Below are 23,804 nucleotides of genomic sequence, written 5' to 3' on the forward strand. Positions count from 1 at the left end.
TGAAAACGTGGATGTAGTATGAAAAAAACTATTTCTGTCGGTGACAAAACATCTCATGGTGGAACCGTTTTGACCGGATCATCAGTTGTCACTATAGATGGTAAGGCGGTAGCGCGTAAATCCGATCAGGTCTCTTGCCCTGAACATGGAGTTAATAGTATTACCGAAGGTGATGAAAAACATTGCGATAACGGATTAGCAATTGCGCTAGAGGGCCATCGTTGCGCTTGCGGTGCCATCCTGATTTCAAATGGCTCGCGTGTTATAAAGGAATAATAAAGTTATGCCAGTAAATATCCTCGATATTCCATCAGAAAAGAAAATAGTTAAAAAACCACCCTCTTTATGGCTATGGGGACTTATTTTACTCTGCTTCACTGTTGTATATGTATTTGTTTTTTTGCTATATTTTCCACAGTATCTGTCAAAAAATAACTATATTTTGGGTTTGGAGTTGATACTTTTGCCTTTGCTTATATGGGGGGGCGTTTTTTTCTTTAGGGTTATTGCATGGAACAATGAATATGTCGAGGTGATAGACTGGAATAAAACGAGGGGTGATTTTTATCAGGAAATGCTTAGTAAAGGAAGGATTGCGCTCAATATTAGAGACTTAAAGATTAAAGTACCTGACATCAACGGTGATATCAGCAATGTTGTAAATAACTCTTTGCTACCAGTACGTTACACGCCAGACTCAACACTGATGGCCAGGTATCTTGCTTTTGATTCAACGATTATAAATAAGAAAGAATATCATGGGAAATCAAATAGAAAGACATCTCTGTTTAATGAATTGATAAATGAGTTGATTGATGATATTTATTTGCATTTGAGTTTGCTGCCTAAGTTGACAAAAGTAAATGTTGTTTGTGCATTAGATAGTGAATTAAGTACTATGATGCAAAACATATGGGATGTTCGTTTTAAAAATAATTTTCCTGGAGTGGATCTTCAATTTAGCGAAAGCTTATTAGTCACCATTGATTCTTACTTAGATGATCATCGAAATGAATTTTTAGTATTCGTTTCCGCCAGTTTATTTGATGACCATGATTTAAGTGGTGAACGTATTAAAAATAAATCTGAATCAGTTATGCTACTTTTTGGTGAAAGATGTAACAATGAAAAGGATAATGTATATTCTTTAGGATGTTTATTTCGACCTGAAAACGATTGGCAAGGCATAGATAAATCGCTTATATGGGGATGTGTTCCTGAAAAGCAAATGCTATCCGGTGTTATTTACTCCGGATTAAATGACCAAGAAAAAAATAAACTTATTCTAAAAACCTCAGGATTTATGTCTGAAAGTGCTCTTTCATCATATTCGTTTATTGATACCGATGATCTCTTTTGTACATGCCCTCCATTAACAGAATTTTTGCAATTTCAGTATTTAAAAGAGAATAAAGATGACGGTTGTTATTTGATCGTAAATAAAAATGATGATTTATTGACATCCTACTTTATCACTTTAAAAGCCAATGAATCAGGCGAAATATAGCATGAGAGAATTTTTAATTAGATTTTCAGGCGTATTATTTATCATCTTTGTTACAGCAATATTATTATTAATTTACTATCTTTGGGGGGAGTCGCTGGGATGGGTTGAGCCATCAGAGAAATTTCGCGTCCTCTGTACTATCCTTTTCATCCCCTTTATTTTATCCCTCATATTTATAAGCAGACGCTCTTTGATTGCTATAGCTTCAAAGATACGTTTCTTTCGTCAGTTAGGTGCCGCTGAAGATTCTCAGTCAGACAAAGAAGCGTCTTCTAAGCAAAAGAGTCTTCATAAAGAGAAAATTAGTGAACTTAAACAGGCCATGCACAGTAGTTATGGTCTATTTTGGTTCCGCAAAGTTCGCATCCTGCTCATCACCGGCACCGCCGCTGAAGTGGAACAACTGACCCCCGGCCTCACCAGACAACTCTGGCAGGAAGATCGGGGCACTCTGCTGCTGTGGGGCGGTGACCTCAACACACCCGCAGATAACGCATGGCTGACCGCCCTGCGTAAAGTGCGCCGCCGTCCGGCTGACGGACTGGTGTGGGTGACCTCAGCGTTTGACCAGCTGTCAGCGCCAGGGCTTGAACGACCGCTTCCAGTCCCTTCCGACAGCACCATGGATGCGCTGGCGCATGCCATCAACGCCCGCAATGAAGCGCTGGGCTGGCAGTTGCCGCTGTACATCTGGTCATTACATCCGCGTGCCGGGAAACCGGAAGGGCGCATCACCCAGGCGACCGGGTGTTTGCTCCCAGCCGGGTGTCGGGCTATCGGATTGATGCAACAGCTTCAGGCTCTACCGCAGGAACTGATTGCACAGGGTATTCAGCAGACCTGTCACTCCACGCAGCACAACTTCCTGCTGATGCTGGCCGACCAGCTTATTCGCGAACCGCAAAGCGTTGCTGATCCGCTCTCTGTGATGCTCAACCCTTATCGCCCACTGCCGCTGGCGGGCGTGGTGTTCAGCCAGGTTTCTGAGGATGCGGAACGCAGCGTGTCCCATCACTGGGGAATGGATCAGCGCTGGGACGTACTGCCGGATTCCGTACGCTCACTGCCTGCTGCGCTTCGCCCGCGTAAACCGGGTATCCCGTGGCGCAAAGTGATGTTGTCTGGCGCGGCCGCGCTGATGGTGCTGTGGGGCACCTGGATGGTGTTCTCCTTTATCAGCAACCACAATCTGATTCAGGACGCTCAGGATCAGGCCGCGCTTTCTGCTCATCAGAAGCAACCCCTGGCCGATCGTCTGCACGCTCTGGCCGCGCTACAGAAAACCCTCGGTCGTCTGCAATACCGTTCTGAGCACGGCGTGCCGTGGTATGACCGGGCTGGGCTCAGCCAGAATGATGCTCTGCTTGCTGCACTCTGGCCGCGCTACCGTGACTCGGCACAACCCTTACTGCGCGATGCCGCCGCCGCTCATCTGCAAAAGCAACTGAACGCCTTCAATGCCCTGCCACCGGACAGTCCACTGCGTGAGCAGATGGCGAAAGCCACCTACGACCAGCTTAAGCTCTACCTGATGCTGGCTCGCCCGGAGCATATGGACGCGGTCTGGTTCAGCGCGTCGCTGATGCAGGCATGGCCGCAGCGTGCTGGTGTCTCAACCAGTATCTGGCAGGGTGTGGCTCCGTCATTGCTGACATTCTATGGCGCACAACTGATCGCCCATCCGCAGTGGCGTTTACGCGCCGATGAAAGCATGGTCTCTCAGTCCCGCTCCATGCTGGTGCGCCTGATGGGGATGCGTAACAGTGAATCAACGCTGTACCAGAAAATGCTCTCTCAGGTGGCGCATCTTTACGTGGACATGCGCCTTGAGGACATGACCGGGGAGACCGATGCGGCGCGTCTGTTCAGTACCGACGAGATCGTGCCGGGGATGTTCACCCGTCAGGCCTGGGAACAGGCCGTTCAGCCCGCGATTGAGAAAGTGGTGAAAGAGCGCCGCGATGAGATGGACTGGGTCCTGACCGACAGTAAGCAAAAAGCTGTGCAGGAAGGCTCACCGGAAGAACTCAAAAACCGGCTGACCGAGCGTTACTTTGCCGATTTCGGTGGGGCATGGCTCGGGTTTCTTAACAGTCTGCGCTGGAACCGCGCTGAGACGTTGTCGGATTCTATCGACCAGTTGACCCTGATGGCGGATGTGCGCCAGTCGCCGCTGGTGGCGCTGATGAATACCCTGAATACACAGGGGCGCACCGGGCAGACCGGGGAAGCCATTTCCGATTCACTGGTGAAATCGGCGAAAAACCTGCTCGGCAAGGATGACAAAGACGCCATCGATCAGAGCGTCAGCGAGCAGGGGCCGCTGGATGCCACCTTTGGTCCGCTGCTGGCGCTGATGGACAAAACTCGCACCGGCTCGCAGGCCCAGAGTCTGCAGTCCTATCTGACCCGCGTCACTCAGGTGCGCCTGCGTCTGCAGCAGGTGACCAACGCTGCCGATCCGCAGGCGATGACCCAGACGCTGGCGCAGACGGTATTCCAGGGCAAAGCCGTGGACCTGACCGAAACCCGCGACTACGGCAGCCTGATTGCCGCCGGACTGGGCCAGGAGTGGAGCGGTTTTGGCCGCACGGTGTTTGTGAACCCGATGGAGCAGGCCTGGCAGCAAGTACTCGCTCCGGCGGCGGACAGCCTGAATGCGCAGTGGCAGCAGGCGGTGGTCAGCGAATGGAACAGCGCCTTTGGCGGGCGTTATCCGTTTAACGATGCCAGCAGCGATGTCTCTTTGCCGTTACTCGCAAAATACCTCAACGCCGATTCCGGGCGCATCGCCCAGTTCCTGCAAACCCGTCTGAATGGCGTACTGCATCGTGAGGGCAGCCACTGGGTGCCGGATACCATTAACGCACAGGGGCTGACCTTCAACCCGGAATTCCTTGCGGCGATGAACACTCTGAGTCATATCTCCGATGTCGCTTTCACTCAGGGCAATGCGGGGATGAGCTTCGAATTACGCCCGGGTACTGCCGAAGGGGTGATGCAGACCGACATGATCATCGACAGCCAGAAGCTGAAGTATGTCAACCAGATGCCGCAGTGGAAGCGCATCACCTGGCCTGCGGACACCGAAGCGCCGGGAGCATCCCTGAGCTGGATCAGCACTCAGGCGGGGACGCGCCAGTATGCTGATGTTCCTGGCTCCTGGGGATTCATACGCCTGCTGGATACTGCCGCGATCAGCGCTTATCCGGGCGTCGGCAGCAGCTACAGCCTGAGCTGGAAAGCGCAGGACGGACGCTCACTCAATTACACCCTACGCACCGAGGCAGGAGAAGGCCCCCTGGCATTGCTTAAATTACGTCACTTCCGTCTCCCGACGGCTATTTTCAGCGTGGACGCCACTCAGGTTCAGGCGTCGCTGACAGGCACTCCTGAGGCTGACGCCGGGGAGGATTACTGATGTCATCGCTAAATATGTTACTCACGGCCTGTCAGACTGAGCCGGAGACGTTACAGCAGCAGGCCCGCGAGCGCATCGCGCTCTGGGAAAGCTGGTTACTCCCGATTAGCGACAGTGCCCCGACGGGAACCGATCCGGGGTATGACGATGACTTCCAGCAGATGCGAGAAGAGGTCAATAAGTTGTCCGGGGCGGATACGGAGCTGGTCTGCCAGCTGGCCGAAAAACTGCTGACCACCAGCGCAAAAGATATCCGCGTGGCGACCTATTACTGCTGGGCGAAACTGCACCGGGAGGGCGAGCGTGGCCTGGCCGATGGTCTGGAACTGCTGGCCGGTTTGCTGGAACATTTTGGCTCACAGCTCCACCCGCAGCGCGATCGCAGTCGCAAAGCCGCGCTGGAATGGCTGGCGAGTTCGCGCATGATCGACAGCCTCTCTCTGTACCCGGAAGTGGTCCGGGAAGAGGCGTTGCGTACCGTCGGTGCGCTGTTACAAATCGCCCAGATTATCGAGCCGGAGCCGGATGAAACGCGACCGGAACTCGGTGCGCTTTACAGCGCACTGGAATCCCGGCTGCAAAAAGCGGGCGGCGTGGATGCGGTGGTGCCGCAGAACGTGAGTGACAACACGCCTGCCGCAAGAAGCGATGCCCCTGAAATGAGCCGCGTGATCTCCGGTCAGGATTTACTGGCCCAGGCGCGCACGCTGACGGAGTACCTGCGCGAGCAGCCGGACGGCTGGCTGTCGGCCCATCACCTGATGAAAAGCGTACGTCACGACACCCTGCAACAACTGCCCGCCCTGACGGGCGATGGCCGGACGCGCATCGAAGCGCCAAAACCCGATCAGCGGGCGCTCCTTAAACGGCTTTATCTGCAACAAAGCTGGAGCGAAATGCTCGAGCAGGCCGACAGCCTGTTCTCCCGCGGAGCCAACCATCTGTGGCTGGATTTGCAGTGGTATGTCCACCAGGCGCTGCTGAAACTGGGCAAAGATCGACTGGCCGATATTATTGCCGCCGATCTGAAAGGCTTGCTCTCCCGCCTGACCGGGCTGGAAAGCCTCGCCTTCAGCGACGGCACGCCGTTCGCCGATGAAGTGACCACCAACTGGATCCAGCAGAGCGTAATGGATACGGTCGGCGGCTGGGGGGAAGAGATCCCGGCAGGGGCGATTGAAGATGACATTCTGGCGCTCGAGCCCGAAGCCGTGGCCGTGGCAGACAGCGACGGCCCCGAAGCGGCCCTGACCTGGCTACAGAATCGCCCCGGCATCACGACGGTGCGGCAGAAATGGCTGCTGCGTCTGCTGATGGCGCGGGTTGCCGAACAATATGGCAAAAACGAACTGGCGACGCATTTGTTCAGCGAACTAGGTGCGCAGGCTGGTGACATCACGTTAGCCCAGTGGGAACCGGGATTGTTGTTTGAAGTCCGGGCCCGGCATCTCAAACTCTTGCGCCTGAAAGCAGGGCGTAGCGAAGCGGATAAAGCGCGCCTTGGCCCGGTGATGGAGCAGCTGCTGGTGGGGCTGATACAGCTTGATCCAGCTCGGGCTGCGGTGCTGTGTGGCTAAGGAGGGCACTTATGGAATTCACCAAAGATATTGTAATAAAATTGTTGGTTCCTATTATTTCAGTTGTGTTGACGAAACTATTTGATTTGTATGGAAAACAACTGGGGAATCCTCGCCCGACGAGAAAATATCGATTCGATAAAATATTAATGGATAAGAAAATTGATATTTTAAATAAAATAGATGAGCTAAAGGAAAAGAAAGTAACACCATATATTAACGTTCAGGTAAAATTTTTGTATGAGTCTCTGGGTATTTATTTGCCTGCCTGGCATGCTCATCAACTAATTCGCTACATAGCATCCGAAAATATGAGTTCGATAGATGTACGCCTGAGCAGTTTTCTTCGTTACCCGGTTATAGGTAATTATTCGGTTGAAGGTTTTTCTGTTAATGCTAAGAAAGCCAACAAGTTATATTGGGTTGGCAGTGTGTTTGGTATGGTTGCTGTGCTTGTTTTAATAATGTCTGGATGGAATTCTGTGCTTCCATACTGGAGGCATCAGTCTTTAGGTTTGTTTCTTGTATTTTTTTGTATTTATTTCGCAGCAGTCATTTTTGTTGTTTATTTCATGTTTAGCCTAATTGAAAATACATGGCTTGCAGTGCAGTTTGGGCGCGTGTTTGAGTTGTGGCTTGAGCATAACCCTCAGTCTGAAAATTGAGGCGAAATAAATTAAATAAGAGAAATGCATACACATGCATCATGAGGGATATATGGAAGACCTAACCCTGCGCTATTACGACGCGGAAATGCGCTATCTCCGCGAAGCGGCGAAAGAGTTCGCTCAAACTCACCCGGATCGCGCCGCAATGCTCGATCTGGACAAAGCCGGTACCCCCGACCCATACGTTGAGCGCCTGTTTGAAGGCTTTGCCTTCTCGATGGGGCGGCTGCGCGAGAAGATTGATGACGATCTTCCGGAGCTGACCGAAGGGCTGGTCAGCATGCTCTGGCCGCACTATCTGCGCACCATTCCGTCCCTGTCGATTGTGGCGTTCACGCCGGATCTGCATGCCATGAAAATGGCCGAAATTGTGCACGCAGGCGTTGAGGTTTACTCGCGCCCAGTGGGGCCAAAGAATACCGTCTGCCGCTATCGCACGACACGCGAGATGATGCTCAATCCATTGAGCGTATCCGGTGTGACCATGTCTACTGAGCCGGACGGGCGTTCAATGTTGCGCCTGCGACTGGCCTGTAGCGGCCAGGCGGACTGGTCGCAGGCGGAGCTCAGTCGGTTGAGTTTTTATCTCGGTGCGGAAGCGCCGATCAGCAGCCAGCTGCATCTGATGCTCACTCGTCGTCAGGCGGCGCTGTATATGCGTCTGCCCGGCCAGACCGATCGCATTAAGCTGGAGGGGAGGTTCACTCCCGGTGGTTTTGATGAGGACGATGGACTCTGGCCAAAAGGTGACACCGGGTTCAGTGGCTATCAGCTGCTGCTTGAGTATTTCACCTTCCGTGAGAAATTCATGTTCGTCCATCTTCATGGCCTGGAGGGCATTACCCCGCCTGCCGGGACGGACTATTTCGATCTTGAAGTGGTCTTTAATCAGCAGTGGCCCTCGGATCTGCCCGTCACCGATGACGTCATGCGGCTGCACTGCGTCCCGGTGATCAACCTGTTCACCCTGGAAGCTGACCCGCTGACGATTTCCGGGCTGGAAAGTGAATATCTTCTGCGTCCAAAGCGTCTGCAGGACGGGCATACGGAGATTTACTCGGTCGATTCTGTGACCGGTTCCAGCCGCACCAGTGATGCTGAATATGTGCCGTTCAGCAGTTTCCGCCATAAAGGCGGGATGATGCGCCGACAGGCTCCGCCCCGTTACTACCACACGCGGGTGAAACGCGGCGTCACCGGGCTGCACGATACCTGGCTGATCCTCGGCGGGATGCAGTGGGAAGATGACCGCAGCTTTGCCCGCGAAACCGTGTCACTGCAAATTACCGGGACTAACGGCCAGCTGCCGCGTCGGGCGCTCCAGAGCACGTTGCTGGATCGCTGCGAGCAGGTGGTGCAGACGAAAATGACCGTCAAAAGCCTCTGCAAACCGACGTTGCCGGTCTATCCGCCCGCCGAAGATCGTTTTCACTGGCGCGTGTTGAGCCATCTCGGCTCCGGTTTTCTGAACATGATGAGCAGCGCGGAAGTGCTGCGCGGCACGCTGGCGCTGTACAACTGGCAGGAGGACGAGCTGAACAACCGCCGCCTCGATGCCATTCAGCGGGTTGAGCACCACCGTATTCAGCGTTTCGAAGATGGCTTTTTGCTGCGCGGGCTGGATGTCGAAGTGACCCTCGACAGCAGCGGTTTTACGGGTGACGGGGACGTGCATCTGTTCGGTGAACTGCTCAACCGCTTCTTTGCCCTCTACGCCGACATGAACCAGTTCAATCAGCTCACCCTTATCGTTCAGCCTGAAGGAAAATGCATCCGGTGGAAAGAGAATCACAGTCCGCGCCTGCCCGGCTGATGGCACAACTGGGCGACCGGTTGCCCTATACCAACTTTTATCGCTTCTGCCAGTTGCTGGAACAAAGCCAGCCGGATAAGCCCGTCATCGGCAGCACCTGGCAGGTTCGCCACGAGCCGGTGCGCTTTCGTCCACACCCTGGGATGGGCTTTCCCGCCTCGGAAATTAAAGCGGTAGAAGCTGCGGATCATCCGCATCTGCCCCCGACGGTTCGCATTACCTTTATGGGGCTTTACGGGGTGGAATCGCCCCTGCCGACGCACTATATCGACGACATCACGCAGCGCCGGGAAGGCTATGAAGCCACGGCGGATTTTCTCGATATCTTCAACCACCGGCTGGTGGCCCAGTATTACCGTATCTGGCGGAAATACTCTTACCCGGCGACCTTTGCTGAGGGCGGGAAAGATAAAACTTCGCAGTATTTGCTGGGCCTGGCGGGGCTGGGTATCGACGGTTGTACTGACACCATTGCCACACCAGCGTCCCGTTTCCTGGCGCTGCTGCCAGTTATGCTACTTCCGGGCCGCACGGCTGAAGGCATGGCGTCACTGGTGCGCCTGCTGGCCCCGGACACGCAGGCGAAAATCTGGCATCACGACAGACGTCGGATCCCGCTTAAAAAACCGTTGGCGATGAGTGTTCGCCACCCCTCTACGCTGAAAGGCCGCCCCGTGATGGGCGCTTATGCGACGGACGTGAACAGCCAGGTGCTGATGCAACTGTCGACGACGAACCGGGATGAAGTGCAGGGCTGGCTGCCGGGCGGTGACCTTCATACCGACCTGATGGCGCTGCTGCATGTGTATCTGGGCTCGCGTCTGGATGTCAGGCTGCAGCTGCAGGTTGACCGCCGTCTGCTGCCTGATGCGACGATGCAAAGCCAGCCGCGCGCCGGTGATGTCCAGCTCGGGCGCACGGCGATATTGCGGGCGCTCAATCCGTCGAACACCACGAAACACCCTAAAACAATCACCATCAATCTTGGCCGCTATGAGCGCGTTCAGGAGAACCATCACCGCAGGGAGACCGATGAAGATGGCAATTACCACTGGTAAAACCGCGATGCTCGTACTGGCGTCGGGCGTCGCGATGATGCTGGCAGGCTGTGGCCTGACCCAGAAGGTCACGGACGGCACCGTGTCGATGACGAAGTCGATTTTTTATAAGCAGGTGAAAACCCTGCATCTCGATATCCGCGCCCGTGAGGCGGTGAACAGCAACGCGGGTGGCGTCGCCCTGTCGACGATAGTGCGTATCTATCAGCTGAAAGACCGGAAAACCTTCGACAGCACGGACTACCCGTCGCTATTTGCCACCGACAGTCAGGCGATTAAGGCCGACCTGGTGGCAGAAAAGGATGTTCGCCTGCTGCCTGGCGGCGCGGTAACGGTGGATATGCCGATGGATGAAAGCGCGCAATATGTGGCTATTGCCGGGATGTTCATCTCACCGGATCTGGCGAAAGATACCTGGCGGGTGGTGCTTTCCCGTGACGACCTCGATCCGGATAAAGCTCGGGTGATCGAGGCGGGCAACAACCAGCTGACGCTGGTCGCGGTCAAGGATAAGTAAAATGCCGCGCCCATCCCTCTACGAAACCCTCTACGGCAACTTCACCGGCGGTCTCGACCTCCATCAGGTCAACGAGCCCAACCAGGTGATCCTATCCGTACTCGATAACATGCAGCGGATCCTCAACTGCCGCGCGGGCACGCTGGCGCATCTGCCCGACTACGGTCTGCCGGACATGACCAAAATCCTGCAGGGCATGCCCGGCACCGCGCATCAGCTGATGACCACATTTTCAGAGGTATTGCTCAAGTACGAGCCGCGCCTGAAAAGCATCAATGTGGTGCTACAGGATCAGGAAGTCCCCGGCGAGCTACGCTATGCCATTGATGCGGAACTGAAAGGCATCGGGCTGGTGCGCTATGGAACCGATTTTATGCCCGAAGGGCGGGTGCTGATCCGCCATCTCAAACAACAACACTACCTTGATAACAAATCCCGGATGTAAGGCCGCACATGTCAGCAAAAGCACGCTTTCTAAAAAAACTTCAGGATCAACAGCCTCATCCCCGCCCGTTTAGCAGCAAAAGTGAGGCGGATATTGCGGAGTTCTGCACACGAATGACGCTTCTTCAGGGCGCGATGGACGACTGGCTGGCGGGAACGGGCATTCAGATTGAGAGTGAGTCCGTTTCCGTACTTGACCTTTTTGCCGGGGGAAGTTCGTTCACTGTTCCTGGCCTGGCGTTGGGCTACGAAAATCGAAAGATAAAGTTCACGCCGGAATTTTTATACGGGCAGGGCGTGACGGGCGGCGTCGACGTGACGCTGTACGCCGACGGCAAGAGCACTTCGCTTTACCGCCTGTTTATGCGATCAAGCGATGACGTCAACTGGTCATACAGCGTTTATGGCGGCGTCGCGTCGCCTCGCAAAACCTTTAGCGAAGATGTGTTCTTTGAAATGATCGGGAATCTGCTTCCCTGATCGACCAAATCCCCGGCGGACGAGCATCGCTTCTCCGCCACTCTTTCCCTCAGGGATGAAACCACTATGCACGATGTACACCCTCGCCCGGTAAAAACGGGGCACGATCCGCGGGCGCTTCCTGACTTTATCGCCCTGCGTGAGGAGATGGCGAAGCTGACCCATCCCGCGCGTCCGGACGTAAACTGGAAACAGGTCGAAGCACTATCCCTTTCATTATTCGAGATAAACGGCGTCGAACTGCAGACCGGAGCCTGGTATACCCTGGCGCGGAGCCATCTGGCGCGCGTTAACGGGATCAATGAAGGGCTGGCGATCCTGAATGCGCTGCTCAGCCATCAGTGGACCCAGCTCTGGCCGCAGCCGGTCCATGCCCGCGCCGAGATCCTCAACGGATTGTTCCAGCGCTTACAGAAAATATTTCGCACTTACTCGCTCAACCCGGCCGATCTTACCGCGCTGGAGCAGGCGGAGAAGCTGATTGAGGCGATGGACGATATTCTGGCGCGGCAGGCACTGAAGCACGCCTGCCAGACGGCGCCGCTCATGCAGCAGGTGCGCGGTGCGCTGACCCGGCTGGAAAACAGTTCATCGCAGGAGAGCCTGTCGCCCGCCATTACGCTTCCCGCTCAGGCCCTGGCGTCACTGCCTGCAAACGCTGACTCTGCGCCGGTGAGCCGCCTGGTGTATGTGATTCGTCCTGAGCCGGAGGTGAATGTCGAAGTCATCCACGAAACGCTGCCGCCGCCCAGACGCTGGCCCGTGTTTCTCGCCGGAGCCTGCTCGTCGCTGGTGGTCGGCGCGATGGCGTTGTGGGGCTGGAATTTTGCCCATCGGGCGGATGAACTGTCGATGGCGCTGCAGGCCTCTGTCGCGCCATTACCCCAGGCACTCACGCCGGATCAAATCCAGGGTTTGCGCCAGCCTGACCGCGTAAACGGCGATCCGGCACGCTGGTTAAAACGGGCGTCGGAGCAGCTTGATGCCCTGGCAGCATTGCCGCCCGGCTGGACGGTTCAATATGGCAACGCGCTGCTGAATCAGGGGAAAACCCTCTGGCCGGAAAACCCGGAAATGGGGCAGATGCAAAAGAACTGGCAGCAGCGTCTCGCGGCCAATGCGCTTCCCGCGAATTCACTGACCGGCTGGTACGAGGGCATGCAGCGGCTTCAGATGCTGGCAGATCGGCTCAATGCGCTGGACGGGCAGAAAGGGAAATACATTACCGTGAGCGAGCTGAAATCAAACGTTTACGAGATGATGAACAGTTTTCGCCAGACGGTTCCGGTGGAAGAACAGCTCCGCCAGGCCGCGAGTTCTCCGACGCAAGGCGCGGATAGCATCGCCCAGCGTCAGAGAATTGAAGAGCATCTGAAACGCTCGATTGTCTCTTATTCGCAGCTGGAGGGGGGAGACGCCCAGCCGAAATAAGTTAATGAACTTCCCCCGAGAAAAAGCTGAGTGTGACCGCGATTCCGGTATCGAGACTGGCGGAGTCGCGGTCCGTAAACCAGACGGCACTCCCGACGGTTATCCGTGGCGATACAGGCACCGACCACCTCAGCTCTGCACCTTTCAGCGTATCCGCCTGTGGATAGGCTTTGTTAATCCGCAGCGAGTCGCGGTTGACTCTGGCCCACATTAGCCTGGCGCTCAGGCGCTGTTCATTTTCCAGTACGACGTCAGTTTTTACCGAATAGCGCGTACCGTCTCCGCCCATCGCGTCCCCCAGGGAAGCCCCTTGCTGGTAGTAACCTTCGTGGTAGCAATAGTGATAGTAAGTGTTGCCCGTGGTTTTCATCCCCGCGCGCGTATCTGCGCCTTCCACGTACCAGTTAACCTGCTGATTGCCCCAGGAATGATTGCCCTGAAAACCGGCTAAGAACGCGTTGTGCGAGGGTAAAATACCCGCCTGATCGTCTCCGATCGCCTGCCCGTAAAACGCGATCGGCAGCCCGGTGAGGCTAAACAGTTTCCAGTTAACGTCGAAACCAGCCATCTGATTCCCCGGATCGCGATCCTGGCTGCCGGTATTGTCACGTCCCAGGAAGGCATCCCGGAATGACGTCAGATGGTTTGGCCGACCTTTTCCTCCCCACATCATCATCCTCGAAAAGCCCGTTTCAAAAGAGGCGACAGGCACGAACGTCGCGCGCGCTCCCATCAGTTTGGCCTCTTCGGGGCTGTGATACTGGCGCAGTTGCCCGGCGGAAAGCTGGTACTGCCAGCTTCCCAGCCAGGCAAGCCACGGAGTATCAAAAGGCGACTGCTCTGCCCGCTGCATTAAAAAACCCACCACCGGTCGCGCTGCGTCAGAGCGAATCAGGCTCCCGTCATTGCCCGGCCCCCACCACTGCGGGATCTCGCCGAAGGCGATCCATTGGTTGAAGAGGTTTATTCCGGCGTAAGCTCCGTTCAGATTCCCATGGGTCACATCGTTGATGTACTGGTGATGCTCCTGTTGTCCCTGCAGATTAATGTCCCAGGCTTCTCCGCTCATTTCCAGCGCCGCACTGACGCCATGGGCGCTGGCTCGGGAATCACTAAACCCAGGCGGTAATGCTGATTGGGTCGACTGCGCCCAGGTTTTCACTCTGAGCGGCGATTTTATTTCATTAAGACGATAGTGCACCCGGTTGATGACTTGTCCGGTCATCAGGTTGTCGCTGTGCTTTGCCCCGGCGAGGGCCCGGGCAATGTCATCCTGGCTGAGCGGCCAGGTGGAGAGATTAATGGCAATAATATTATTGTTATTCAGCCATGTGAGATCGCTTCGAAGCTGATTATCGCTTAATACCATTCCCCCGGCATAAGCGTGCCATGGGCCATAGGCCAGACATAAAATGAAGCATGCCCGGAGCCCGTTTTTGACGTATTTCATACGCATCCTCTGCGATATTATGCCCGCTTCAGCTCCCGGTGTGCCGTGAGGAAATCTGGGGTGTCATTATTCAGCGCTTTTATCACGTTAAATAACGTGAAGAGTTGAAAGTCTGAATGTAAATTGAATTTACCCATGATCATTCGCTTATGAGTAAATACCGTTTTGATACTGATACACAGAATTTGCGAGATTTGCTCGGCGGTGGCACCCTGGTAATAATGATTGGCGACGTTAATTTGCTGTGGTGAAAGTGTTTTATGACGGCAATCCTGACATTTCCATTGCCGGGGTATCATCGGCAGAATACGACAATTTTCCCAACTGCGTAAAAACCGCTTTTTAATCTCGGGCAAGGGTTCTGTACGATTGACGAAAATAATATTTTTAAAACAGAGTGGGAGTGGGTCGCAGTACGGGGGCGCATTCCCTTCATACAGGCCGATTATCAGGCTGTTTTGCTTGCGGGCATGAAGCACGGGATGGCAGATGCTGATTTCCCCATGGGAAAGCCCCATCACAATCACATCAGCGACCGCCACGCTTTGTGGGTTCAGGTGATGAGTGAAGGCGATACGATTATCAAATTCGGCCGGAAAAAGGGCGCTAAAAAGCGTCTGCATGCCGAGGCGATAAAAACTATCACGGTCGTTAAGAATAATATTTATCATAGTAAACCTGAAAAGAGAGTCGATCCCAGATGACGACGCTCACGGATAGTGTAAATAAATAGCGGCTTCTGCTTCAGGAATAAATGCCCAGACAACCGAACTAATCAATATCAATACGATCATGACTTTCATTATTTTTGATAAAAGATACATGCTTTTATCCTTGGTTTTTTTCTTAGAGTGACAGAGGATTTTTAACCAGGGCGCATCTTTTGCTCAAGTTTTATCTGGGTCTAACTGTAGACCTGATGGGAATTAATCCATCAGGTGTGAGATTTTTCGCATATAACCCGACAGGTTTCACTTAAACGTGCAGGTGAGTTATTTTTCGCTTTTAACTCTGCTGGCGATATTGCGTTTATTGAAGATGGAAAACGTAAGAAAATAACCGGGAAATCTCTTGATAAAGGGCGGCTATGAAGAGGTTATTTTGGGACGAAAATCAGGTCGTGCCTTCTGCATTCTTGTCAATCTTTACCCTTTCTCATCAAACTAAAAGTCTACAAAACTAGACATCTGTCGAATTTTCGTCTTAAAGTCCCCCTCCGGGCACTAGACAAAACCACCGTCCGGTTATCAAATGGTTAAATAATATTTCGCTGGATGTAACGGTTCGGCTCTCAGGATTGAGGGTCGGCAAACAATCTGGTGGTGATTTGCAACACGACACACCTCTTCGGGAGAATTATGCAATCCTCTGTTAATCAAAAAGAAAGTCGAACTTTCTTCGGTCATCCTTATCCCCTTGGCTCGCTGTTCTTCACGGAAATGTGGGAGCGCTTCTCGTTCTACGGCATTCGTCCGCTACTGATCCTGTTCATGGCTGCGACCGTCTACGACGGCGGCATGGGGCTGGCGCGTGAAAACGCCTCGGCGATCGTCGGTATCTTCGCGGGTAGCATGTACCTGGCGGCACTGCCGGGCGGCTGGCTGGCGGATAACTGGCTCGGCCAGCAGCGTGCGGTGTGGTACGGCTCGATCCTGATTGCGCTCGGCCACCTGTCGATCGCGCTCTCCGCGTTTATGGGCAACAACCTGTTCTTTATCGGCCTGATGTTTATCGTTCTTGGTTCCGGTTTGTTCAAAACCTGTATCTCGGTGATGGTCGGTACGCTCTACAAGAAAGGCGATGCGCGCCGTGACGGCGGCTTTTCGCTGTTCTACATGGGCATCAACATGGGGTCGTTTATCGCGCCGCTGATCTCCGGCTGGCTGATTAAAACTCACGGCTGGCACTGGGGCTTTGGCATCGGCGGTATCGGGATGCTGGTGGCGCTGGTGATCTTCCGCCTTTTTGCCGTCCCGTCGATGAAACGCTACGACAGCGAAGTTGGTCTGGACTCCACCTGGAACAACCCGGTGGCGAAGAAAAACGGCGTTGGCGCGTGGCTGCTGGCGCTGGCCGTCGGTGTGGCGGTCGTCGTGACGCTGATTGCCCAGGGCATCATTGTGATCAACCCGGTCGCGGTGGCCAGCACGCTGGTGTACATCATTGCGGCTTCCGTGGCGCTGTACTTCATCTATCTTTTCGTCTTTGCCGGGCTGAACCGCAAAGAGCGCGCGCGACTGCTGGTCTGCTTTATCCTGCTGGTTTCAGCGGCGTTCTTCTGGTCTGCGTTTGAGCAGAAGCCGACCTCCTTCAACCTGTTCGCGAACGACTACACCAACCGCATGATCGGCGATTTTGAAATCCCGGCCGTGTGGTTCCAGTCGATCAACGCCCTGTTTATCATTCTGCTGGCACCGGTCTTTAGCTGGGCCTGGCCGATGATGGCCCAGAAAGGCGTGCGCCTGAGCAGTATCACTAAGTTCGTAATCGGTATTCTGTGCGCGGCGGCGGGCTTTGGCCTGATGATGCTGGCGGCGGAAAATGTCCTGAGCAACGGCGGCGCGGGCGTCTCCCCGATGTGGCTGGTGGGCAGTATTCTGATGCTGACTCTTGGCGAGCTGTGCCTGAGCCCGATTGGTCTGGCGACCATGACCCTGCTGGCCCCGGAAAGAATGCGCGGTCAGATGATGGGCCTGTGGTTCTGCGCCAGCGCGCTGGGTAACCTCGCGGCGGGCCTGATTGGCGGCCACGTGAAAGCTGACCAACTGGATATGCTGCCGGATCTCTTCGCGCGCTGCTCCATCGCGCTGCTGATCTGCGCCGCGGTACTGGCGGTGCTGATTGTGCCGGTGCGTCGTATGCTGGAAAACGCTCAGAGCAAAACTGAGCCGAAACCGGTGACCAACGCCTGATAAGCACGCTATTCGCACTCACAAACCGGCGCCTCTGCGCCGGTTTTTTTGTTTTGAGCCTGGCGAGTAGGGTATAAACATTCCAGAAACCCGCATAAATGAGACTCAACATGTCTGATGCCGCCGCGAAAAACATCCTCACGATTTACGACACCCATGCCGGTGCGTTTGCGAAGCTGCGCTCCCGTCATCTGATGGAGAAAAGCTGGCTGGATAAATTCACCCGGCTGGTCGGGGAGGAGGGGACGATTCTGGATATCGGCTGCGGTAACGGGGTGCCGATCGCGGAGCATTTTATCCGCCACGGCTACCAGCTAACGGGCTTCGATGGCGCACCCGGTATGCTGGCGCGCGCGCAGCAGGCGTTTCCCGAACAGCGCTGGTTGAATCTGGATATGCGCCAGATGGCGCTCAATGAGACCTTCGACGGGCTGATCGCCTGGGACAGTTTTTTCCACCTCTCACACGACGATCAGCGTCAGATGTTCCCCATTTTCGCCCGTCACAGCCACTCAGGCAGCGTGTTGATGTTCACCAGCGGGACGGATAACGGTATCGCGATGGGGGAATTTGAGGGCCAGCCGCTGTACCACGCCAGCCTGTCGCCGGATGAATACCGGCAACGGCTGGCGGATAACGGCTTCACGGTCATTGAGGTGATGTTTGAAGATCCGGAGTGCGGCGGGCATTCGGTCTGGCTGTGCCAGCGAAGTTGAAATTGATCATCAGATAATTTTTATTGTTTTACGTCATAACTTCTTGAGCATTCTGGTCCTAATGTGTACCTGATCACTTTCTTTCAATGAGCAATGTAGATGAAAACGAGACCATTTTTGATGGTGCTTTTGGCTACGTGCTGCGTCTTTATGACGGGCAGCGTAATGGCGAAAAGCAATAACGTATCGGATGCGACTGTTAAAGAAAATATCATTACAGAATCCATCGCCTCTTATCCCAGTGTTTGTGCTTGTCCTTTTAATCGGGCAAGGAACGGAAGCTCATGCGGTCGCCGCAGTGCATGGAGCAAGGCCGGAGGGTATGCACCAATCTGTTATAAAAATGAAGTTACGGATGAGATGGTGAAACAATGGCGTGAGCAGAACGAGAGCTAATTAAGATTTAAAGATGTTTTGCCGATACATTAATATAAACCATTATTACGGATAATATATTTAATGGAACAAATCCCTCATGGTTTAGCGGGGAAGTTAATGTCCTTTTTTCAGCAGTGGCCAAAGGATCTGCTTTTATCGGATATCCGCTCAACACCCGTCATATTTCCAGAGCCAGGTGCTCTGCAGCATTTTTTTACCAGACTGGATAAGCCGCTCCTCGCGTTACGCCACGATTCATTCCGTTTTGAACCGTGGCAAGTCGCGGGAATTGGTCACAACGAAGTCCGCAATTCGACGCTATTAGCATGGTTATTGGACCCCGCAGGGAGTCATGGCTTGGGTGATGGCCCACTGGGTGCATTATTGGAAATACTCCACAAACGAAGTGAGGGTAAATTCCCCGCCAAATTCAATCGCTATTGTCGGGTTCAGGTTGAAACAAATCCGACCGGTGATACTCGTAATCGTGTCGATATCGAAATAGATAGCGATGCATTTTTCCTGTTAATCGAGGTCAAAATTCGGGCGGGTGAACAGGAAAACCAAATGCAACGCTACTGTGAAGAGGCTGCCGTAAGGGCGGGAATTCGCCCTTGGGCTGTGGTGTATTTGACCCCTCATGGCGGGGCATCACAAACGGTTGGACCTGACGTTTTACCTGAACATACCCCGGCAATTTCATGGCGACAGCTTGGTTTGGCTTTTGATACTGCAGTATCTGAAACATATCAGGAAATAGCTTCAGCGCAGCCAGTATCAACGGCACGTTTAATGGCGGCCTGTTCGGCAATCAGTTTTATCAATCACATGAATCAACTCTAAATAAGGATATCAAAATGACCTATTACAATGATGAGGAACGTCAGGCGGGTGCGCTGCTTTTTTCTCAGCTGAAGATGTTCAATCAGGCAGCTGTGGTTTTTGAAAATCATATAACCCCTGCGTTCTGCAAAGGATTTGATCAGCGCGTCAAACAGTTTGTTCTGGCAAGCGGATGGCATGGGGAATCAAACATTGAAGACAATAATTATCTCTGGATTTCTCCTGCAAGTTGGTATGTGTCTGAAGACAAATGTAAGTGCTGGTTCGAAAATTATCAGACTGATTGCCGGGAAGAGGACTATCTCCTGGCAGTATTGACCCATAATGCGACCGAAAAAACGACATATGGTTTTCGTCTGACACTGGATAACAGTATTTACGGCGGTGTGCGTAATTTGAAGCACTATGCGAATGAAAAGACTCGCCCAGTGCTCGAGAAATTAGCCGCCATGGGTTTTGAAGATCACGGGAAGGGCAATTTCTTTCTCCCGCTCTGTCTGGATGTTGGGCAACTCTCAGAGTGTTGGCTGGAATATGGCAAATTCCCAGCGGAACATCCTTTGTTCGATCCGCTGACTGACGTGCTGACAAAACTGAAAGACGCTGTGCCGCTTTTCGACGAGATCCTGGTACCGCTGCAAAAGGACTGAACACGCTTGTCGCCCGATTGATCGTACGTTCGGGCGCACCTTTACCCCGCCTCCAGCATCCCAAAACTCACAATCCGCGAACGTCCCAGCTCTTTTGCGCGGTACAGGGCCACGTCCGCCGCGCGCAGCAGGTTGTCGCTCTGAGCGTGCTGCGGATAGCTGGCGATGCCGATCGACACATCGACCGGGCCAATCTCCGCCAGGCCGTAGCGCAGGGACAAGGCGCGAACCCCTTCGTAAATCTCCGTGGCGCAGGCGTGGGCACCTTCTTCACCGATCCCGGCCAGTAGCGCCAGAAACTCTTCCCCGCCGTAGCGGAAGGCGATGCCGTTGTCGCTGACGGCGCGCTGCACAATCGCCGCCACGCTTTTGATCACCTGATCGCCCGCCTCGTGACCAAACCGGTCGTTAATGCTCTTGAAGTGGTCGATATCGATCATCAGGCAGCTTACCGGTTCGTCGTTACGCAGCGCCTGACTCATCAGGGTCTGCATTTTGTCTTCCAGATGATGGCGGTTACGCAGGCCGGTTAACGGGTCGTACAGCGCTTTTTCCAGCAGGGCGTCGCGCAGACGCTGGTTAGCCAGCGCCAGTCCGAGCGCTTCGGCCATCAGCTCCAGATAGGCGCGGGACGGCGCGGTCTCCGGGGTGATGTTCTGGAACGAGAGCAAACCGATGGCCTCGCCCTGAGCGATCAGCGGCACGCACAGCGACTGATTTGCCGCTGATTCCGGCAGGTGATAGCAGGTGATATCCGGTTCGCCGTTGACCGGCGGATGGCTCTGACCGCGACGCACGGCCCAGCACTCGTCCGGGTGGAACGGGAGCTGTTTCTCATCGTCGATCAGCCACTGCGCGACGCAGCGCATCTGCCAGGGAGCGCGGTCAAGAATATAGAGCTGCCCGCCAATGCCTGGCGCGATATTGGGGGCGAAAAGCTGGGCGACGTTAATCACGTCGGCGAAATTCTCACAGCCCTGCAGACGCTGGGTCATGCGCGCCAGCAGCTCACGGATCGCCCAGTCGGCGTCGCGCTCTTTCTCCAGCTGCTGCCGTACCAGGCCGTTCTCACGGAAGATGCGGATCGCCTGCGCCATATCGCCGATCTCGTCGATCTGATTAAAGTTCGGCGTTTCCACGGCGTAATCCTGCGACGCCAGTCGATGCACGACATCGCTGAGCCGCACCACCGGGCGCAGCACGCGGCGCTTCAAAATAAAACCGAGCACGAATAAAAACAGCAGGGCGGTCAGGCCGACCATCACTTCCGACAGGGTACGCAGGGTGCGGGACGCCTTTGTCGCCTGTTCTACGGCATTCTGGGCGCGGCGATCCAGGATCAGGCGGAAATGGTCGATCTGATTCTGCACCCGATCCAGCTCCTGCTCGTAGGGCTTGCCGTACAGCAGAATGACGGCCTTCCTCTCCTCGCCGCGCGCCATGCTGGCGAGCGCGGCCTGCTGCTCATCCTGCAGCTCATCGGCAACCTGTAATCCTTCATGCAGCAGCGCCAGCTCTTCGCCGGTGGCACCGTTATCTTTGAGCCGCGAAAGGCGCAGATCGATACTTTTAAGTGATTGTTCTTTCTGCTGATACTCCTTCAGCGCATCAGGATCTTTATTCACGACGTACAGGCGCGCCAGATCGGAGAGCGACCAGGCGTCGGTTTCGACCTCCTCGGTCAGCTGATCGAAAATCTGCCGCTGCTCAACGGCCCGACGCTCGGCGTTATCGGCATTCGAGGCCATTAGCATGACCACGCCGGAGGCGAGAGTCAGGCACACCGTGGCACCGTAGGCCCAGTTGGTAATGGTGGCAATTCGCACCTGTTGGATCCTTTTCAGCCGTAAGTGGGAGTGCGTTACTGGAATTATAGGAAACGCCTGATTTTGCGTGACAAAAAAAGGCGGTCTGTGGCTATTGCTGGTCAGTTAAGTATCTGAGGTTGTTCCGTTCACCTTATGTTTAGCAGAATATAATCGCGTCACAACCTGTGAACGTGCAAAGGGGGCTACGCGGCCCCCTTTGCAATCCCCGCGCCCCGTCAGGAAATCGGTGCTTCGCACTGCGCTCACCTCCCGGCCATCTGCCTGCGGTCGGCTCGACTCGACTTCCTGTCTCGTTTCGCCTCTGGCCGCCATCCCTGGCGTCCAGCCCTTGTCATCCGGCCTTCGGTTCGCCGATTTCAGCGGGGACCCACACCGGTGCCACATTCAGACAGCTGTGAAGGTTGAGGGAACGTGAGTCCGGCTGAAAATCGCTGAGGCGTTGACTGGAGGCAGGGGCGACGCACAGGGATGTGCGTCGAGGGCGCGACTTACAGGGATGTTACCTGCGCCCGTCCCCGCCAGCCGGAAGGAATAAGACGAAGGCACCGCGAAGCGGCGATTTTCTTTGCCGGGAGCCGGGGTTGCCAGGGTGGTGGCGATTGAGCCACCCTGGCACGTTCACCGCAGAGAGATGGACCGGAAGCAGAGGAATGAAAGTGAACGGAACGATTCCACCGATGCCCTAAAGATCTTGGGCAAGCAATAGGCCCGTGGCCGCCTGTTTGCTATTTATCATCCGGGATTCACAGATCGGGAGGATTTCTCCCTTCTTCGATGAAAGCCTCGTCGATTTCGTCTACGTTGCCCGCGTGATCGCGCCCTGAGAGCAAGTTCCAGCAGGCGATGAACAGCGCCGCCACCAGCGGGCCGATGACAAATCCGTTGATGCCGTAGATTTCCATCCCGCCGAGAGTCGAGATCAGGATCAGGTAGTCCGGCATTTTGGTGTCTTTCCCGACCAGCAGCGGACGCAGGATATTATCCACCAGCCCGACGATAATCACGAAGAAGCCGACGATAAAGAACCCTTGCCACAGCTGCTGGGTGGCGAACAGGAAGATGGCGGCGGGCACCCAGATAATCGCCGAGCCGACGGCGGGGATGAGCGACAGGAACGCCATCAGTGCGCCCCACAAGACGCTGCCGTCGATGCCGGCAATGTAGAAGGCGATCCCGCCCAAAATCCCCTGAACTACCGCCACCACGGCGGTGCCTTTGACGGTCGCGCGCGAGACGGCGGCGAATTTGGCAAACAGATGCTGCTTAACAAAATCCGACAGCGGCAGCGAATCGAGGATCTGGCGCACCAGCCACGGCCCGTCTTTGAGCAGGAAAAACAGCAGGTAGATCATCACGCCGAAGCTCACCGCAAAGCCAAACGTCCCTTTGCCGATCAGGAAGGCGCTGCCTGCCAGATACTGTCCGCCTTTCAGGGCGACGTCCGACAGCTTTTGCTGGATCTGGGCCGCGTTATCCAGATTGTGCTCGACGAGGAAGTTCCGCGCCCAGTCCGGCAGATGGGCAAACAGGCTCGCCACCACCTCCGGGAACTGCGGGTTGGTGTGCTGAAGCTTGGTGTACACCACGTTCAGCTCGATGGCCAGCGACGAGAGGATCACCACCAGCGGCGTAAAGACGATCAGGCAGATCACCACCAGCGTAAGTAGCGACGCCACGCCGTTGCGCTCGCCAACCCAGCCGCGCAGCTTGTTTTTCACCGGATGGAAAATCACGGCCAGAATCGACGCCCATAGCACGGCGGAGAAGTAGGGCGCGAGGATGTCAAAGAAAGCCACTGAGACAATGGCGAGAATAAGAATAAAGAAACCTTTAGTCAGTCCGTTAAAGCGCATTAGCGAGTCCTGGTGGCTAAGAAACAGAGTCGACTATAGAACCCTTTGGCAGATTTACCAATTTTGTTGGGTGGATCACATTGCTGCCGTGAAAGAAGTCGGGTGGCGGCTGCGCCTTACCCGGCCTACCAAACCCGGTCAATCCGCAGGCCCGGCAACGAGCGCATGAGTTCATCAGCTGCAGATACCACTTTCGACTGACCGAAGAGGTCAGCACCTCGCGCCATGCTGTAAGTATCTGCCTGTGGAGGTGCTTA

The 23,804-nt window shown here is 54.7% G+C and carries 20 protein-coding genes; 16 read left to right on the top strand and 4 right to left on the bottom strand.

Features of this window, described 5'->3' with window-relative positions:
* Positions 1–18: 18 nt before the first annotated feature.
* The 11 genes from U9O48_RS04720 to U9O48_RS04770 all read left to right on the top strand — a co-directional run bounded on the left by U9O48_RS04720 (position 19) and on the right by U9O48_RS04770 (position 12,916).
* The gene (locus U9O48_RS04720) at positions 19–276 is read left to right on the top strand and encodes a PAAR domain-containing protein (RefSeq protein WP_285149867.1); all 258 of its coding nucleotides are present in this window, start codon (positions 19–21) and stop codon (positions 274–276) included.
* A gap of 7 nt (positions 277–283) precedes the next feature.
* Positions 284–1,507 carry a hypothetical protein gene (locus U9O48_RS04725; RefSeq protein WP_324723657.1) on the top strand — a complete coding sequence of 408 codons (1,224 nt, stop codon included), beginning with the start codon at positions 284–286 and terminating at the stop codon, positions 1,505–1,507.
* 322 nt (positions 1,508–1,829) lie between these two features.
* On the top strand, positions 1,830–4,928 hold the full coding sequence (locus U9O48_RS04730) for an ImcF-related family protein (protein WP_416382161.1): 3,099 nt from the start codon (positions 1,830–1,832) through the stop codon (positions 4,926–4,928).
* Positions 4,928–6,505, top strand: coding sequence for a type VI secretion system protein TssA (gene tssA / locus U9O48_RS04735; RefSeq protein ID WP_324723659.1), 1,578 nt, complete (start codon positions 4,928–4,930; stop codon positions 6,503–6,505). The genes U9O48_RS04730 and tssA overlap by 1 nt, the downstream gene beginning before the upstream one ends.
* A gap of 11 nt (positions 6,506–6,516) precedes the next feature.
* Positions 6,517–7,170 (top strand): hypothetical protein, encoded by a 654-nt coding sequence (locus tag U9O48_RS04740; RefSeq protein ID WP_285145280.1) that lies wholly within the window; start codon positions 6,517–6,519, stop codon positions 7,168–7,170.
* 52 nt (positions 7,171–7,222) lie between these two features.
* On the top strand, positions 7,223–8,986 hold the full coding sequence (gene tssF, locus U9O48_RS04745) for a type VI secretion system baseplate subunit TssF (RefSeq protein WP_324723660.1): 1,764 nt from the start codon (positions 7,223–7,225) through the stop codon (positions 8,984–8,986).
* On the top strand, positions 8,941–10,044 hold the full coding sequence (tssG, locus tag U9O48_RS04750) for a type VI secretion system baseplate subunit TssG (protein WP_324723662.1): 1,104 nt from the start codon (positions 8,941–8,943) through the stop codon (positions 10,042–10,044). The genes tssF and tssG overlap by 46 nt, the downstream gene beginning before the upstream one ends.
* On the top strand, positions 10,025–10,561 hold the full coding sequence (gene tssJ / locus U9O48_RS04755) for a type VI secretion system lipoprotein TssJ (protein ID WP_282492707.1): 537 nt from the start codon (positions 10,025–10,027) through the stop codon (positions 10,559–10,561). Before tssG ends, tssJ begins: the two co-directional genes overlap by 20 nt.
* A 1-nt stretch (position 10,562) precedes the next feature.
* The gene (gene tssE, locus U9O48_RS04760; protein ID WP_282492706.1) at positions 10,563–11,006 is read left to right on the top strand and encodes a type VI secretion system baseplate subunit TssE; all 444 of its coding nucleotides are present in this window, start codon (positions 10,563–10,565) and stop codon (positions 11,004–11,006) included.
* Between the two features lie 8 nt (positions 11,007–11,014).
* Entirely contained in the window at positions 11,015–11,485 is a 471-nt protein-coding gene (locus tag U9O48_RS04765; protein WP_324723665.1) for a hypothetical protein, read from the top strand.
* Between the two features lie 66 nt (positions 11,486–11,551).
* On the top strand, positions 11,552–12,916 hold the full coding sequence (locus tag U9O48_RS04770) for a VasL domain-containing protein (protein WP_324723667.1): 1,365 nt from the start codon (positions 11,552–11,554) through the stop codon (positions 12,914–12,916).
* A 1-nt stretch (position 12,917) separates the two neighbouring features.
* On the opposite strand, the gene U9O48_RS04775 is transcribed toward U9O48_RS04770, so the two are convergent.
* Together U9O48_RS04775 and U9O48_RS04780 are read right to left on the bottom strand one after the other, a co-directional pair.
* Positions 12,918–14,366 (bottom strand): capsule assembly Wzi family protein, encoded by a 1,449-nt coding sequence (locus U9O48_RS04775; protein ID WP_324723669.1) that lies wholly within the window; start codon positions 14,364–14,366, stop codon positions 12,918–12,920.
* A 17-nt stretch (positions 14,367–14,383) separates the two neighbouring features.
* Positions 14,384–15,037: a helix-turn-helix transcriptional regulator gene (locus tag U9O48_RS04780; protein WP_324723670.1), complete on the bottom strand. Its 654-nt coding sequence runs from the start codon at positions 15,035–15,037 to the stop codon at positions 14,384–14,386.
* Positions 15,038–15,724: 687 nt separating this feature from the next.
* Here U9O48_RS04780 and U9O48_RS04785 point away from each other — a divergent pair.
* The 5 genes from U9O48_RS04785 to U9O48_RS04805 all read left to right on the top strand — a co-directional run bounded on the left by U9O48_RS04785 (position 15,725) and on the right by U9O48_RS04805 (position 19,865).
* Positions 15,725–17,278 (top strand): peptide MFS transporter, encoded by a 1,554-nt coding sequence (locus tag U9O48_RS04785; RefSeq protein WP_285145271.1) that lies wholly within the window; start codon positions 15,725–15,727, stop codon positions 17,276–17,278.
* 110 nt (positions 17,279–17,388) lie between these two features.
* Positions 17,389–17,994 (top strand): class I SAM-dependent DNA methyltransferase, encoded by a 606-nt coding sequence (locus tag U9O48_RS04790; protein WP_285149879.1) that lies wholly within the window; start codon positions 17,389–17,391, stop codon positions 17,992–17,994.
* Positions 17,995–18,093: 99 nt separating this feature from the next.
* Complete coding sequence (locus tag U9O48_RS04795; protein WP_285149880.1) at positions 18,094–18,390, top strand: hypothetical protein; 297 nt, start codon at positions 18,094–18,096, stop codon at positions 18,388–18,390.
* A 63-nt stretch (positions 18,391–18,453) separates the two neighbouring features.
* Positions 18,454–19,215: a PD-(D/E)XK nuclease family protein gene (locus U9O48_RS04800; protein WP_285149881.1), complete on the top strand. Its 762-nt coding sequence runs from the start codon at positions 18,454–18,456 to the stop codon at positions 19,213–19,215.
* Between the two features lie 14 nt (positions 19,216–19,229).
* On the top strand, positions 19,230–19,865 hold the full coding sequence (locus U9O48_RS04805) for a hypothetical protein (protein ID WP_285149882.1): 636 nt from the start codon (positions 19,230–19,232) through the stop codon (positions 19,863–19,865).
* 41 nt (positions 19,866–19,906) lie between these two features.
* On the opposite strand, the gene U9O48_RS04810 is transcribed toward U9O48_RS04805, so the two are convergent.
* Both U9O48_RS04810 and U9O48_RS04815 read right to left on the bottom strand, forming a co-directional pair.
* The gene (locus U9O48_RS04810) at positions 19,907–21,691 is read right to left on the bottom strand and encodes a diguanylate cyclase (RefSeq protein WP_324723672.1); all 1,785 of its coding nucleotides are present in this window, start codon (positions 21,689–21,691) and stop codon (positions 19,907–19,909) included.
* A gap of 746 nt (positions 21,692–22,437) precedes the next feature.
* Positions 22,438–23,547: an AI-2E family transporter gene (locus U9O48_RS04815; RefSeq protein ID WP_282492698.1), complete on the bottom strand. Its 1,110-nt coding sequence runs from the start codon at positions 23,545–23,547 to the stop codon at positions 22,438–22,440.
* Between the last annotated feature and the right edge of the window lie 257 nt (positions 23,548–23,804).

The sequence above is a fragment of the Lelliottia sp. JS-SCA-14 genome, assembly GCF_035593345.1.
Taxonomy (GTDB): domain Bacteria; phylum Pseudomonadota; class Gammaproteobacteria; order Enterobacterales; family Enterobacteriaceae; genus Enterobacter; species Enterobacter wanjuensis.

What these genes read in the sequence shown, in the direction of transcription:
- U9O48_RS04720 (WP_285149867.1), top strand. Translation starts at nt 19, where the DNA reads ATGAAAAAAACTATTTCTGTCGGTGACAAAACATCTCATGGTGGAACC.
- U9O48_RS04725 (WP_324723657.1), top strand. Translation starts at nt 284, where the DNA reads ATGCCAGTAAATATCCTCGATATTCCATCAGAAAAGAAAATAGTTAAA.
- U9O48_RS04730 (WP_416382161.1), top strand. Translation starts at nt 1,830, where the DNA reads ATGCACAGTAGTTATGGTCTATTTTGGTTCCGCAAAGTTCGCATCCTG.
- tssA (WP_324723659.1), top strand. Translation starts at nt 4,928, where the DNA reads ATGTCATCGCTAAATATGTTACTCACGGCCTGTCAGACTGAGCCGGAG.
- U9O48_RS04740 (WP_285145280.1), top strand. Translation starts at nt 6,517, where the DNA reads ATGGAATTCACCAAAGATATTGTAATAAAATTGTTGGTTCCTATTATT.
- tssF (WP_324723660.1), top strand. Translation starts at nt 7,223, where the DNA reads ATGGAAGACCTAACCCTGCGCTATTACGACGCGGAAATGCGCTATCTC.
- tssG (WP_324723662.1), top strand. Translation starts at nt 8,941, where the DNA reads ATGCATCCGGTGGAAAGAGAATCACAGTCCGCGCCTGCCCGGCTGATG.
- tssJ (WP_282492707.1), top strand. Translation starts at nt 10,025, where the DNA reads ATGGCAATTACCACTGGTAAAACCGCGATGCTCGTACTGGCGTCGGGC.
- tssE (WP_282492706.1), top strand. Translation starts at nt 10,563, where the DNA reads ATGCCGCGCCCATCCCTCTACGAAACCCTCTACGGCAACTTCACCGGC.
- U9O48_RS04765 (WP_324723665.1), top strand. Translation starts at nt 11,015, where the DNA reads ATGTCAGCAAAAGCACGCTTTCTAAAAAAACTTCAGGATCAACAGCCT.
- U9O48_RS04770 (WP_324723667.1), top strand. Translation starts at nt 11,552, where the DNA reads ATGCACGATGTACACCCTCGCCCGGTAAAAACGGGGCACGATCCGCGG.
- U9O48_RS04775 (WP_324723669.1), bottom strand. Translation starts at nt 14,366, where the DNA reads ATGAAATACGTCAAAAACGGGCTCCGGGCATGCTTCATTTTATGTCTG.
- U9O48_RS04780 (WP_324723670.1), bottom strand. Translation starts at nt 15,037, where the DNA reads ATGATAAATATTATTCTTAACGACCGTGATAGTTTTTATCGCCTCGGC.
- U9O48_RS04785 (WP_285145271.1), top strand. Translation starts at nt 15,725, where the DNA reads ATGCAATCCTCTGTTAATCAAAAAGAAAGTCGAACTTTCTTCGGTCAT.
- U9O48_RS04790 (WP_285149879.1), top strand. Translation starts at nt 17,389, where the DNA reads ATGTCTGATGCCGCCGCGAAAAACATCCTCACGATTTACGACACCCAT.
- U9O48_RS04795 (WP_285149880.1), top strand. Translation starts at nt 18,094, where the DNA reads ATGAAAACGAGACCATTTTTGATGGTGCTTTTGGCTACGTGCTGCGTC.
- U9O48_RS04800 (WP_285149881.1), top strand. Translation starts at nt 18,454, where the DNA reads ATGGAACAAATCCCTCATGGTTTAGCGGGGAAGTTAATGTCCTTTTTT.
- U9O48_RS04805 (WP_285149882.1), top strand. Translation starts at nt 19,230, where the DNA reads ATGACCTATTACAATGATGAGGAACGTCAGGCGGGTGCGCTGCTTTTT.
- U9O48_RS04815 (WP_282492698.1), bottom strand. Translation starts at nt 23,547, where the DNA reads ATGCGCTTTAACGGACTGACTAAAGGTTTCTTTATTCTTATTCTCGCC.